This is a genomic window from Cupriavidus sp. 05N40, from assembly GCF_056397305.1.
Genome location: NZ_JBFTND010000179.1, coordinates 1 through 12,173 on the forward strand (window position 1 = coordinate 1; position 12,173 = coordinate 12,173).

13 protein-coding genes are annotated in these 12,173 nt (G+C 62.3%); 2 read left to right on the forward strand and 11 right to left on the reverse strand.

Going from position 1 to position 12,173, the window contains the following annotated elements:
- Window position 1 precedes the first annotated feature (1 nt).
- Window positions 2-202, forward strand: a complete 201-nt coding sequence (locus AC1DO7_RS31020; protein ID WP_477116959.1) for a zinc ribbon domain-containing protein — start codon at window positions 2-4, stop codon at window positions 200-202.
- A gap of 3 nt (window positions 203-205) precedes the next feature.
- Here AC1DO7_RS31020 and AC1DO7_RS31025 read toward each other — a convergent pair whose 3' ends face one another.
- The 9 genes from AC1DO7_RS31025 to AC1DO7_RS31065 all read right to left on the reverse strand — a co-directional run bounded on the left by AC1DO7_RS31025 (window position 206) and on the right by AC1DO7_RS31065 (window position 9,391).
- Window positions 206-703, reverse strand: coding sequence for a MarR family winged helix-turn-helix transcriptional regulator (locus tag AC1DO7_RS31025; RefSeq protein WP_441623330.1), 498 nt, complete (start codon window positions 701-703; stop codon window positions 206-208).
- Window positions 704-1,180: 477 nt separating this feature from the next.
- Entirely contained in the window at window positions 1,181-2,173 is a 993-nt protein-coding gene (locus tag AC1DO7_RS31030; protein ID WP_441643604.1) for a Bug family tripartite tricarboxylate transporter substrate binding protein, read from the reverse strand.
- 33 nt (window positions 2,174-2,206) lie between these two features.
- On the reverse strand, window positions 2,207-3,406 hold the full coding sequence (locus tag AC1DO7_RS31035; RefSeq protein ID WP_441623327.1) for a Gfo/Idh/MocA family protein: 1,200 nt from the start codon (window positions 3,404-3,406) through the stop codon (window positions 2,207-2,209).
- Window positions 3,403-4,377, reverse strand: coding sequence for a PDR/VanB family oxidoreductase (locus AC1DO7_RS31040; RefSeq protein WP_441623325.1), 975 nt, complete (start codon window positions 4,375-4,377; stop codon window positions 3,403-3,405). Before AC1DO7_RS31040 ends, AC1DO7_RS31035 begins: the two co-directional genes overlap by 4 nt.
- A 14-nt stretch (window positions 4,378-4,391) precedes the next feature.
- Window positions 4,392-4,553 carry a hypothetical protein gene (locus tag AC1DO7_RS31045; RefSeq protein WP_441623323.1) on the reverse strand — a complete coding sequence of 54 codons (162 nt, stop codon included), beginning with the start codon at window positions 4,551-4,553 and terminating at the stop codon, window positions 4,392-4,394.
- 48 nt (window positions 4,554-4,601) lie between these two features.
- Window positions 4,602-5,591 (reverse strand): ABC transporter substrate-binding protein, encoded by a 990-nt coding sequence (locus AC1DO7_RS31050; protein WP_441643602.1) that lies wholly within the window; start codon window positions 5,589-5,591, stop codon window positions 4,602-4,604.
- A gap of 50 nt (window positions 5,592-5,641) precedes the next feature.
- The gene (locus AC1DO7_RS31055; protein ID WP_441623319.1) at window positions 5,642-6,961 is read right to left on the reverse strand and encodes a Rieske 2Fe-2S domain-containing protein; all 1,320 of its coding nucleotides are present in this window, start codon (window positions 6,959-6,961) and stop codon (window positions 5,642-5,644) included.
- Window positions 6,962-7,420: 459 nt separating this feature from the next.
- Window positions 7,421-8,731, reverse strand: a complete 1,311-nt coding sequence (locus AC1DO7_RS31060) for an NAD(P)/FAD-dependent oxidoreductase (protein WP_441623317.1) — start codon at window positions 8,729-8,731, stop codon at window positions 7,421-7,423.
- Between the two features lie 51 nt (window positions 8,732-8,782).
- On the reverse strand, window positions 8,783-9,391 hold the full coding sequence (locus AC1DO7_RS31065) for an HAD family hydrolase (protein WP_441623315.1): 609 nt from the start codon (window positions 9,389-9,391) through the stop codon (window positions 8,783-8,785).
- Window positions 9,392-9,517: 126 nt separating this feature from the next.
- Here AC1DO7_RS31065 and AC1DO7_RS31070 point away from each other — a divergent pair, with 126 nt between their 5' ends.
- A complete protein-coding gene (locus AC1DO7_RS31070; RefSeq protein WP_441623313.1) occupies window positions 9,518-10,516 on the forward strand; it encodes a LysR family transcriptional regulator in 999 nt (332 codons plus the stop codon).
- A 60-nt stretch (window positions 10,517-10,576) separates the two neighbouring features.
- Here the strand turns inward: AC1DO7_RS31070 and AC1DO7_RS31075 are convergent, their stop codons facing one another.
- Both AC1DO7_RS31075 and AC1DO7_RS31080 read right to left on the reverse strand, forming a co-directional pair.
- Complete coding sequence (locus AC1DO7_RS31075) at window positions 10,577-11,497, reverse strand: HpcH/HpaI aldolase/citrate lyase family protein (RefSeq protein WP_477116960.1); 921 nt, start codon at window positions 11,495-11,497, stop codon at window positions 10,577-10,579.
- Between the two features lie 42 nt (window positions 11,498-11,539).
- Window positions 11,540-12,166 carry an RraA family protein gene (locus AC1DO7_RS31080; protein WP_441623309.1) on the reverse strand — a complete coding sequence of 209 codons (627 nt, stop codon included), beginning with the start codon at window positions 12,164-12,166 and terminating at the stop codon, window positions 11,540-11,542.
- Window positions 12,167-12,173: the final 7 nt, after the last annotated feature.

A 12,173-nucleotide genomic window follows, 5' to 3' on the forward strand; every position in this document is an offset into this window, starting at 1 on the left:
TTTGACGTTAAGGGATCGAGAGTGGACTTGCGTAAGCTGTGACACGCGCCATGACAGAGACTTTAACGCGAGCGTCAACCTTGAACAAATGATTTCACTACCCGAGGCTGTCGGGAAAGTTAAGCCTGTCAGATACGAGCCTGGCCAGTCAGGAGGTTCGGGGCAGGAACCGGACGCGCACATTTGTGCACGTTTTGGATAGCAGCTACTCTATGTGGGCATCGGCACCGAGATTGTCGATCATCACAAGCAGCGCGCGGCGAGTCGTTTCCACTTCCTTTTCTGGAATGCCATTCAGGGCCAATGCGTTGACTTCTTCGGCAAGCGGAACAAGTAGCTTCTTCAATTTCTTGCCCAGAGGTGTCAGGAAAACGTAGATATTCTTGCGGTTGTCGGGTCGCTGTTCGAGGCTGACGTAACCCAGTTTCTCCATGGTCTTGAGCGCGACGACCGTGGTGGGTTCCATCACGCCGGCCTCTATGCTGAGCTCGCGCTTCGTGAGGCCGTCTCGCTCCCATAGGATGCGCAGGAAGGTCCAGTGCCCCAATTGCACATCGTGGCGGGCAAGCCTCGTCTGTAGCGCTCGCAGAAATCCCCGCGTCGCGTCCTTGACGAGATGCGCCATCCGGTCGTTGGGCACTCCTTCGTGCCAGTGCCGCAGCATGCGACTGGCAATTTCCGTCTCTCTGGTGTTTCTCGGCATGGAAAGGTCCGGACGGCTCTTCGAGAGGAAGAGCGGATTATCGCAAATCCGGCTCTGGCATAGGCCGCACGCCGGGGGCCGGTATGGCGCAGCGTGCGGATGAGGGTATCGCCGGCAGGATTTACTTATGATTCTAATATTAACATCATGCCAGGGATAACCAGCTTGGACATTCAACGGCACGTGGAGATTTGTCCAGCAAAAGCCGCAATGCGGATGACTACGTCACCGTAGGCAGAGCCTCAGCACGTTCCCGACGTGCGTCGATGCTGGGCGCGGGATCTACTGGTCATACGTGATAGCGCGGCCGGATGGCGGAGACGCCGATGCGTCCCCGCTCAAGACCCGAGGCGACCAACTCTACCGTTGTGCCATATGCTCGGTATTGCGCGCCGTGAATTTCATCGTTCTCCCGCAGGAGTTCGAACTGCGGGGACCTGCGATTGCATTTTCGATATCCGTACCGAGTGGAGAACTCTACTCCGCAACTACCTGGGCCACCTTGATGGCTTCGACATAGCGCGCTGTCTCGTCGCCGAGCGCCTTCGTGTAGTCCGCGCTCGACCCACCCACCGGCTCTATGCCTGCGATGTGCAACTGCGATATGACTTCGGGCATTTTGACGGCATTCGCGATGGCATCTGACATCTGCTTCACCACGGCATTAGGCGTTCCCGCGGCCGCGAGCACGCCGACTGTCACGGCATAGTCGTACCCGGGCACCACTTCCGAGATGGCCGGAATTTGCGGCGCAAGCTTGGATCGCTGCAGCGAGTTGGTGCCGAGGATCTTGACCTGGCCGGACTTCACGAAGCCCGATAGCGATGGCAACGCGGCGAAGACCACCTGCACCTGGTCCCCGATCAGCGCCGGGACGGATTGGCCGGAGCCGCGGAAGGGGATGTGCTTGATATCGAGCTTGAGTGCGGCTTTCAGCGCTTCCATCGATAGTTGATGGGTGCTCCCTATGCCGGAAGAGCCGTAATTGAGTTGCCCCGGCTTCGACTTTGCGAGCGCAATAAAGGATTGGAGCGAGTTCGCCGGCACACTGGCATTGACGGCTAGAAAGAGCGGAGATCTCGCCGCCAATGACACCGGCACGAAATCGCGCTTGGGCTCATAGGACAGATCTTTGTAGATCACAGGGTTGATTGTCATCATTGACCCATCAGTGACCAGAAAGGTATAGCCGTCGGCGGGACTCGTTTTGAGCGCCTGCGCGGCCACGACACCATTGGCGCCGGGACGATTCTCGACCACGAACGGCTTGCCCAGCCGTTGTGTCAATTGCTGCGACAGCACACGAGCAACGGTGTCAGGCAGGCCACCTGGCGCATAAGGAACGATCAGCCGGACCGCCTTGTTAGGCCAGGCATCGGGGCTTGCCAGAGCCGTCGTTGGGGCGAATGCGGCGGCCGCCAGGCACAGGCACAGCCTGCGCCGTGTGAGATGGTTTGTGGGGCGTCTCATTTCTTGTCTCCTCTCTTTTTATATAGGGCACTGCTAGACCGGCCAAGCCTGATGGGGCAACTCGATGTCCCGGGCCTCGCGCGCCGAGGCCAGCATCGCGAGACAGACCGCGAGCGTAGCCTTTGCCCAGGGCCCGTCGTGGCGTGGGCGCCGTCCGTGTACGACGGCGTCAATCAATTCGTCAATGACCTCGAATCGTGGCACCGCCGGCGCTGGCAGCGGGATGTGTTCGCGTTCCCGATCACCATAGACCCAGATCCCGTCGGGCATGGGGCGGATGTCGGCGTGCTCGCAGCTGACAATAACAGGGCCGAAGTGCTGGTTGGCGAGTGGGGGTTGGGCGCTGGCCGGCGGTGTCCACGAAGGGCCGCCGTAGGTGGCGTCTGCCTTTAGTCGTGCTTCCGCCTCGGCCGAGCCGATGCCGGCCAGCCTGCGGCGCGCCTTTCCATAGTCCTCGTCGTGGGCTGAGAAACCCATTTCGGTGAATTCGCCGTTCCAGGGGTCCGAATTGAAACGGCCATAGCCGCTATAGGTCAGGGAGGCATAGCTTCCGTTCTCAAACCAGAGCATGGCGGAATATGCACCTTCCGTCGGTCTGGCTGGATCCCATTGCCCGAGTGTCGCCCTGACCCGACTGGCCGGGGATCCGGCGAGCAGGCGGACCACGTCGACCTGGTGCGCCGCCTGGCTGAAGACGACCCCACCGCCAGCCTCGGTCTGAAGTTCCTCTGGGCGTCGCGGCCGGTACATAAAGTCCGTGTAGTTCAGCGCATGGATCATCCGCACTGCGCCGAAGCGGCCCGAGTCGAGGAGGCGACGGGTGTGCAGATAGGGGGAATCGAAGCTGTGGCAATGCCCGACGATCATTTGCACTCCAGCACGGGCGCACGCCTCGATCATCTGGTCGCACTCCGCCGTCGACAATGCCATCGGCTTCTCGACCAGCAGGTGCTTCCCATTCGCCGCGGCAAGGCATGCGTGGGCGGCGTGGAACTGATGTGGACTGGCAATGTAGACGGCATCGATATCGGGCGAGAGCGCCATCTCGGACAGGTCCTCGTATACCGGGGCGCCGAAATCGCGCGCAAATTGCCGGCGCGCAGTGTCACGCGGGTCGCAGGCGGCGGCGAGGACGATGCGGTCGTCTGCAAGGAAAGTCGGCAGCATGAGTGAGAACGCGCGGCCGAGTCCGACGACGCCCAGGCGCACCTTTCCGTCAGGTTTGCGTTTCATAGCTTGATCACCAGTTCGGCGCTCTTCGCCCGCGAGACGCAGATCATCACTTGGCTTTCCATCTCTTCCGGCATCAGGACCATGTCACGGTGGTCCGCCTCGCCCGCCACCAGTGTGGTGCGGCAGGTACCGCAGGTTCCGCTCTCGCAGGAAGACGGCACGTCACAGCCATGCTGGCGCAGGACATTCAGAATACTCATGCCCACCGGAACCTCGAAGCGCTGCCCAGTGCTGTTCAGCACGATATCGAACGGCTTGTCGTCCGCGCGCACCTCGCCCCCTTCGTTGAAGCTTTCAAAGTGGATCTTCGTGGCGGGCCAGTGACCCGACATGTCACGCACGGCGTCCATCAGCCCCCGCGGGCCGCAGCAGTAGATGTGGGTGTCGCACGGCCTCTCCAGCACCGGCCACAGGTCGAATGCCTTGTCGGGACTCCCGAAGTCATGATGGATCTTCACCTTGCCCCGGAGTTCGGGTGCCTGCAACTCATCCAGGAACGCGGCGGTCTCCGGTGAGCGCGTGAAATAGTAGAGCTTCCACTTGGCCGTCGACAGTTCGCCAAAGCTGCGGATCATCGACAGGATGGGCGTGATGCCGATGCCACCGGCGATGAAGATGAATGCCTTGGCATTGTCGACGAGGGGAAATGCGTTCTCCGGCACGCCAACGGGAATCAGGTCGCCTTCCCTGGCGTCGTCGCAAAGACTGATGGAGCCGCCCTTCCCGTTGGCGTCACGCTTCACGGTGATGATGTAGCGGTGACGTTCCGCGGGGTCGTTGCACAGCGAGTACTTCCTCAGCAGGCCGTTGGGCGCCTGCACCTTGATATGCGAGCCCGGCGTGAAGGGCGGCAGGTCGGCGCCATCGGGCAGCACGAACTCGAAGCTGCGGATACCCTCCGCCGCATCATGGATGCGTGTGATGCGCAGGAGCATCTGCGTATCAGAGTGGGGCTGTGTGATGGTCGTCATAAGTCTCTCTCTCGTCAGGCGTCGAATCGCATCGACAGGTCGATGGCGCGTACGTCCTTGGTCAGCTCAACCGCCACGAACTGAGCCGTCCAGTCTGTGCGCTCGATGTCCTCCCGCAGGGCATCCTCGACATTGCGATGAAGCGCCTGCTCGAGGCTCTCGTTGTACTCGAACATCCTTGCTCCCAGGGGCGCGCGTCTCGACACGAGTCACGCGCGATTTTGTCAAATGCTGTATGACTCATAGGTGGACGGGTGGAAGATATCTTCCACCGGCACCAGGCGCTCGGACAGTCCTTGACCATGGTGATGCCGCACGAAGGTTTCCAGAGTCCGGCGGTTCGCTTGAACACCATAGGACCAGTAGTCCTCGCCGAGTGTCTCGCGAGCGGCCTTCAGCATCTCCTCGACAAAGGGCATCGTCACCTTCGTCGCCGACGTGTCGGACAGCTGTGCGAGTGCGTGGGCCTTGGACTGGCTGAAGGCCTTGAACACCGCGCCGGGAAGCCAGGGATGGGCTTGCACCAGTGTCTTCCGGACGCCAACCACGTGCATGATCGGAAAGACACCCGTGCGACGGAAATAGTCCTTGGCGTCCGCGGTAGGGTCATCGAACAACCAGGCAATGTTCTCGTTGCGCAATGCCGTGGCGCTAGGCGGCCGGGGGGCGATGAATCCATCGATTTCGCCGCGGTCGAGCATGTCCGAGATCGTGCGTCCTTCCGGCGCGGCCTCGACGCGAACGTCGGCCGGCAACTCGAGCTTGACCTTCTCAGGGCGGCCCGGCGTATCGATGCCGCCGCGCACCCACGTGACGTCGGACGGGCGGACACCGAACTCGTCCTGGAGGAGCGCTCGCGCCCATACGATTGCGGTGAGCTGGTATTCGGGGATGCCGATGCGGCAGCCCTTCAAGTCTTCAGGCCGCTTTATGCGGTCCTTGCGAACATAGATCGATGTATGGCGGAAAGCGCGCGAGAGAAAGACGGGGACGGCGATGTACGGGCAGTCGCCTCGCGAGTGCTTGACCAGGTAGCTCGAGAAGGAAAGCTCCGTGATATCGAAGTCCTGGCTGCGCATCGCCCGGAAGAACATCTCCTCCGGGTTGAGCGTCATGTAGACCGGATCGACACCGTCGATCTGGACCCGACCATCGAGCAGGGCGCGGGTACGGTCATAGTCGCCCATGGCGACGGAAAGGCGTAGTTTTGTCATTGTGTGATGGCCTTGGGGGCGGGGTCTGACGAATGAGGCGGCGCCGAGAGCTATGCCCTGATCGAGTAAGAGGGTTCGAGCTCCGGCCGCTCCTGACCATCCGCCCATACATAGGAGACATCGAAGGTCCGCCAGTCGTCCGTCTTCGGCACGACGGCCTGGAACGCGCAGATGTCGGGCGCAATCACGTTGGCGCCGGTGCCGATCGCGTCGCTGCCTGCCTGGAAGGCCTTGACGGCATCCAGCATCTGCTTGCGGAACTCGACGATGGCGAGGTCGCTGGCGCCGAGCCGATCATGGGTTCGGTCCGCAATCGGCCCCATCGTCAGCCACATTGCCACGTCCTGGTTGGGAAAGCCCGAGATGCCGGTGAAGTTGCCAGCTTTCATGGCCTGTCGATCCTGCCAGAAGCGGTTTTCCGTATTGCGCAGCGGCCGATAGTACGGGTCCAGGTCCACGCCCACGGTCTGGCGGAGGAACTTGCGCCAGGATTCGGTCTCGGGTGTCTGCGCAGGATGGCCCCAGGCAATGAAGTAGAACGCCGTGTTCGTGTCATCCATCGGGACGTTGACGTTGGCGACGTTGTAGAGATTGTTCGGAGGAATCAGTGCCGTCGCAGGGGCAACGAACACGGTCGAGCGGACATAGTCGTGGGTCTGCGCCTGGTGGATGGGCCGGCGGATGGCGGCATACCGGAACCCGTAGCTGCCGCGCTGCACCTGCAGGCGCGGCGCCTTGTCGGTCGACGGGCGCAGCCAGAGGTTGGCGGTGGCCTTTGCGCCGTTCACCCGCGCCGGAACTATGTCGGAGCTGTGCAGGCTGGAACTGTGGGCCGAATCGATCGCTCCTTCGAGCACCTGCGCCCAGTTGCAGGGCAGGAGCACCTTGGCAATGCTCACGCGGGCGTCTTCAGTCGGCGCCCATGGTGGCGGCGTGAATTCCGGTACCGATTCCGCCGGGCCCATATACGCCCAGACCATCTCACCCCATTCCTTGGTGGGATACGCCTTATGCTTGACCTTTTCTGCCATGCAGCTCGAGGTGGGCTCCGAAACCATCTCCAGCACATTGCCTTCGACGTCCATCTTCCAGCCGTGGTAGAGGCAGCGCAATCCGCCTTCTTCGTTGCGGCCGTAGACCAGAGAGGCTCGACGGTGCGGGCAGTACTCGTCCATCACGCCGACTCGACCATCGCTGTCGCGGAATACCACCAAGTCCTCCCCGAAGACGCGCGCTTTCACGGGCGCACCGTCAGGCTCCGAGACCTCCTCGATCAGGCAGACCGGCGTCCAGTGTCGTCGCATCAACTGCCCCATCGGCGCCTCACCTTCAACTCGACACAGCAGTTCGTTTTCTTCCTTGGTGATCATTGCATCGCACTCCTGGCGGACGTCTCCCCGTTAGGGTCGGTCGCGCATATCGCTTGTTTTCGAGAAAAAGCTTAGTGAACTAAGCATAATGAGGCGAGACGGCGATGACAAGAAGGCAGTATGGAAACCAAGGGAAAATACTTAGAGGAATAAGTATTATTGCCGTGCGAGAGCTCAAAGTGGCTTAGACGTTGCCACTGAGCGCGTGGGCGGTGTCGCAGGATTGGCCAAGGGGCATTCACCGCGTGAGCGGGCGCGTCTGACGAGCCGCAGGCGTCACAAAGGGACGCTGCACTGCGCTAGCAATGGATGAGGAGTGGAGCGTAGGGTCGCTTTGTCCGTCTTTGTTTGATGCTTGCCGGCAGGCTCTTACCTCCGCGATTCGACAACGAGCCTAAGGGGTGCCAAGCCTTGAGGCCGCAGGACAAAGCAAAAAAGTTGGACTGCTGCGCAATGGCGTCAATGCAATCGCGACCCTGCCGCAAGCAAGCGCTCCAAGCCCTGGGCCAATGTCATGCCTAAGGCTCGCAGCCAGCCGTGGATGTTTATCACGTGCCGCCGATAGATAGCGTGGTGGAGCAAGGCCGCGAGTCTGCCTTCGACATGCCAGCCGTCATCCTTGCCCGGCGTGGCGGCTAGCTTTGCAATCGTGCTGCTGCCCGCCAGGGCGACCAGGGAGCCGTGGTCGCGGTAACGAAATCCCGCGGCCGATTTGCCGGCGAGGTGCTGTGGCAATGCTTTGGCAAGATATAGCGCTTGCTGGTATGCGACCTGCGCCCGGGTAGGAAGCTCGGCCTCTAGGTCCCGCAACCTGCAGCTTGCGCAGTCGCCAATCGCATAGATATGCTCGTCGACGACACACTGCAATGTGGGCAGAACGCGAATTTGTCCTTTCGCATTGACCGGCAACTGGAATGTGCCGAGAAGCGCAGGCGCGGCAACGCCCGCCGCCCAGATGACAATATCCGTCGGCATCGGCGGCTGTCCTGCGACTGTCAGGCCATCCTGGCTGACCGACGTCACCTTGGCGTTGCATTGGACTCGGATGTTCAGGCTCGCCAGTTGCTCGCCGACGCGCGCGGCGATCCGTGTACCCATGCCTGGGAGAACGGCAGGAGATGCTTCAATCAGGCAAATATCCACGCCCGCCACCGGGTCGAGCCGGTGGATGCCATAGCGATTCAGTACTCGAGATGTTCTACGCAACTGGGCTGCAAGCTGGACACCGGTGGCACCAGCGCCAACGATGGCGACTCGCATCTTGGCGCTCTGCGCTTGTTGCTGAGTGTCGGCCAGCGCGGTACGACGGCGCAAGGCGGTAAATACGCGCTCACGCACTTCCTCCGCGCTACTGACGCTGTCCAGCGTCAAGGCGTGCTCCCTTGCTCCCGGCACGCCAAAGTACTGGGTGACACCGCCAACAGCGAGCACCAGTTTATCGTAGGCAATGGACTGGACCTGGCCATTCTCGCCGTCTCCCGTGCCGGAGAGAGCAATGGAGATGGTGCGGTTGCTACGATCTACCGCTTGCAGTTCGCCTTGTACAAAGCGAAACCGATGACGTTCAGCCTGCAGGGCGAAGGAGGTATGGTGGACAACGGGCTCAAGGCGACCTGCAGCCACCTCATGTAGCAAGGGCTTCCACAGATGCGTGGGACTACGATCGATCAGAATGACTTCGGCTAGGCCGCGCTTGCCAAGACGCCGGCCGAGGCGCGTGGCCACCTGTAGTCCTGCGGCGCCGCCGCCGACGATAACGATCTTTCTCATGGGAATCTCCGCAATTTGGGTCTTGCAAGCCGTGGCACGCAGGCTGACGATCTAGCTCACTGCCGGCACAGCTGTGGCGCGGCAAGCGCTATGGGAAGGGGACAGGCCATTCGCGATCAACTCCAGCGTGTGGAAGTCCGGCCAGACCGCGCCGGTGGAGTTCGGAAGCGTTGTCCCCTCATATTGCGGCACGTCGCTGCCTTCCGGCTGTACGGCAGCGGTATGCATCCCAATGGATTTGGCGGCGCGCAGGCTGCTTTGCGTGGCGCAGATCAGCAACGCGCGGTGCGCCGGCACGCCTGTTGTGCGCAGTATCAGCCTGTAGAGATCAGCTTCTGTCTCTCTGGAGGATAGGGCGTCGGCAGTGGCGACCACGGTGAAACGATCGGGCCAGTCCGGTCCGATGGCGGCGTCGAGCAGCCCACACAGTATCCGCGACGAGATGGGGGCCGCGAGTGCCAGTCGAGCACCATCCATCTCAGCGCTATGCATGAGTGCTGCTGCCTGGGCGCGGATGCGGATGCCACAGCCGTCGCGATAGGTCGCTTGTTGCGAGTGAGCGGAGCCGCCTTTTTGCGAAGCGTTATCAATACCGTACCTTAGTTCGTCCGCCCGGATGAGCACATCGTCCAGGGTAAGCACTAGCAATTCAAGCGACATCTTCCGTCCCCTATGCACTGCGTTTTTCGATACGCGGACGCGATTGCGTTTCCGGTCAGAGCACTATAAGGTAGCCGCTTCATATTGAAAAATTAGTTTATAAAACCGACTGATAGGTTTTCTACTATGAATAGAACCACCACTTTTCGGCAGCTCAACGCCATCGATGCCATTGCCCGCCTGGGTGGTGTATCTCGGGCAGCGGAGGAGCTGCACATCACGCAGCCCACGGTGTCGCTGCAGCTCAAGTTGCTGGAGGAGGCCATCGGGGCGCCACTGGTGCAGCGTGCGGGCCGGGGTATGCAACTCACGCCTGCGGGCGAGGTGATGGCCGGCTACGCCGGGCAGATACTGCGGCTCTGGCGCGACGCCACCGAGGAGGTGGCGGCGCTCAAGGGCAGTCTCGCGGGGACGCTCCGGGTGGGTGCCATCACGACTGCGGAATACCTGCTGCCATCGATGCTGGTGGCATTCACGGCGGACAGCCCAGATGTCAAGATCAAGCTTCATGTCGGCAATCGCGAGGAGATCGTCCGCATGCTCGCGATGCATGAGATCGACCTCGCCATCATTGGCCGGCCACCCACGGATATCCGCACTCATGCGACCGCCTTTGCCAAGCATCCGATGGCGTTTATCGCGGCACCGGACCATCCGCTGATGTCGCGCCGCCATCTCACCCTGCAAGATCTGGTAGAGGAGAATTTGCTGGTGCGCGAACGCGGCTCGGGGACGCGCAACACCGTGGAGCGTCTTTTCAAGGAGGCGGGTCTGCGGCTGCCTCGGGGTTCCGAGCTTTCCAGCAACGCGGCCATCAAGCGGATGGTGTCTGCGGGCCTGGGCGTAGCGTTTCTATCTCTGCACGCGTGCACACTGGAGTTCCAGGCAGGGCTGATCGGACTTCTGCCGCTGCAAGGCAATCCCATCGAGCGCGACTGGTATGTGTTGAACCTGCCGGGTGTACGCCTGCCGCGCGTGGCGGTTGCCTTCCGGGCCTATCTGGTGGAGCAGGGCCAGGCGGAGATCAACCGGCAACTGGAGTCATTCGACGTGATATTGCGCCGGCTGCATGCGCGCGCGCGGCGCATGCGCAAGGCAACGCCCATAGCGGGCGAGTCTGCCTGAACGGCTGGTGGGAAGGGGCGCGCCGGGATGCATCTTGTCCCTGCCGTGCTCCCGGCGGCGCTAGGAGGAAGCCGTTTCGCCGCTGTCCAGCGCCCATTGCCGGAAACTGGCGTCGCGCGCCAATAGCCTGCGCGCGGTGTTGTAGTCTGGCGGGTCCACCCGCGCGCCCTCGGCGGGCCGACCATCGCGAACCGCCTCGTACCTGCGGACATTATCCTGCGCTTGCACGACCTGTTGCRCAGACGGTGTGAACGCCGCGTGGATGGCGGCGATTTGATGCGGATACACGGTGCATTTTGCCTTGAGCCCAATCCGGCGGGCCCAGGCCAGGTCGGCCGACAGCGCGGTGGGATCCTGGTAGTTGAACGGGCAGTCGATCGGCACGCAGCCTGCGGCAATGCAATCGACCAGGAAGCGCGCGCGGATATGGTGCAACTCGATGCCGTCCTGGGCGCGTACCGCATCCAGATCCGCGCTCAGGTCCTCGGCCGCCAGCAGGCAGGCGCTGATCCGCTTGCTGGCCGACAGGATAGCGGCGGCGCAGACGATGCCGCGCGCGGATTCCAGTGTCGGTACGATCTCCGTTTGCCGGGGCGCTACGCCGAATTCGCGCTCCAACCTGGTGATTTCCTGGTCAAGTAACTCGATCTGCTCCGCCGTTTCCGTGTGGGGAAGGAAGATGGCGGCGGGCGCGCCTGGCATGACGCTGCGCAGGTCGTCCCGTCCATCGCCATCGAGCTTGTTGATGCGCACGGCACCGACGATACCGCGCGCGCGGCATTCGGCCATCAAGGCAACGATCCGCGCGCGCGCTGCGGGGCGGTCTGCAGGGCTGGTGAATTCTTCGAGGTCGGCGACCACCACATCGGGGCCGCTCTCCATCGCGGTGTGCTGAAGTACCGGGTCCAGGCCCGGCACGAAGATCCAGCTGCGCCGCAGCGCTGCCGGTCGCGTCGCCACACGTTGGGGCTGGGTGCTCATGAGGAATCTCGCATTCTGTATTGCATTGAGATCGGGCGGCAATCAGGCGCCCTGGAACAGTACGGTAGCAGCGGCCTCACCCGCCCGCAGGCGCGCCAGGATGGCGGGCTCGGCTTCATCGGACGCCAGTGCCTGGTCAATGATGCCGGCGGCCACATCCGAGGCCAGGAATACCACGCCGTTGTCGTCCGCCAGGACGAAGTCGCCGGGATTGACGGTGACACCGCCACAGATCACCGGCTCGTTGACGGCGCTGCGGCCTTCATCGATCCGCTTCGTGGTGAGGGCGCTGGTGCCCCGCGCGAACACCGGTATCCCCATCGCACGCAGTTCCAGGATATCTGTTGTCACGCCATCCACCACGATGCCTTTGGCGCCCGCGCACAATGCGGCGGTGCCGGTAACCGCGCCAACCGGCGCGTGGGCGTGATCGCCGCAGGCGTCGATCACCAGTACGTCGCCGGGCGCGAGGCGGGCCAGCGCGCGGTTCACGGCAATGGCATTGGGTGTGGCCAGGCGCAGGGTGACGGCACGGCCAACAAACTTCACATTGGGCGTGAGCGCCCGGATTTCGTGGCTCGCAAAGCCATCTTCAAGGAAGTGCCCGAGTGTGGGAAAGCTTACGCGTTCAAGCCGGCTCAGTAGCGCGACGTCGAGGTTGATTTGCATGGTATCG

Coding starts and splice junctions, on each gene's coding strand:
- AC1DO7_RS31025 (WP_441623330.1), bottom strand. CDS start 703: ATGCCGAGAAACACCAGAGAGACGGAAATTGCCAGTCGCATGCTGCGG.
- AC1DO7_RS31030 (WP_441643604.1), bottom strand. CDS start 2,173: ATGAGACGCCCCACAAACCATCTCACACGGCGCAGGCTGTGCCTGTGC.
- AC1DO7_RS31035 (WP_441623327.1), bottom strand. CDS start 3,406: ATGAAACGCAAACCTGACGGAAAGGTGCGCCTGGGCGTCGTCGGACTC.
- AC1DO7_RS31040 (WP_441623325.1), bottom strand. CDS start 4,377: ATGACGACCATCACACAGCCCCACTCTGATACGCAGATGCTCCTGCGC.
- AC1DO7_RS31045 (WP_441623323.1), bottom strand. CDS start 4,553: ATGTTCGAGTACAACGAGAGCCTCGAGCAGGCGCTTCATCGCAATGTC.
- AC1DO7_RS31050 (WP_441643602.1), bottom strand. CDS start 5,591: ATGACAAAACTACGCCTTTCCGTCGCCATGGGCGACTATGACCGTACC.
- AC1DO7_RS31055 (WP_441623319.1), bottom strand. CDS start 6,961: ATGATCACCAAGGAAGAAAACGAACTGCTGTGTCGAGTTGAAGGTGAG.
- AC1DO7_RS31060 (WP_441623317.1), bottom strand. CDS start 8,731: ATGAGAAAGATCGTTATCGTCGGCGGCGGCGCCGCAGGACTACAGGTG.
- AC1DO7_RS31065 (WP_441623315.1), bottom strand. CDS start 9,391: ATGTCGCTTGAATTGCTAGTGCTTACCCTGGACGATGTGCTCATCCGG.
- AC1DO7_RS31070 (WP_441623313.1), top strand. CDS start 9,518: ATGAATAGAACCACCACTTTTCGGCAGCTCAACGCCATCGATGCCATT.
- AC1DO7_RS31080 (WP_441623309.1), bottom strand. CDS start 12,166: ATGCAAATCAACCTCGACGTCGCGCTACTGAGCCGGCTTGAACGCGTA.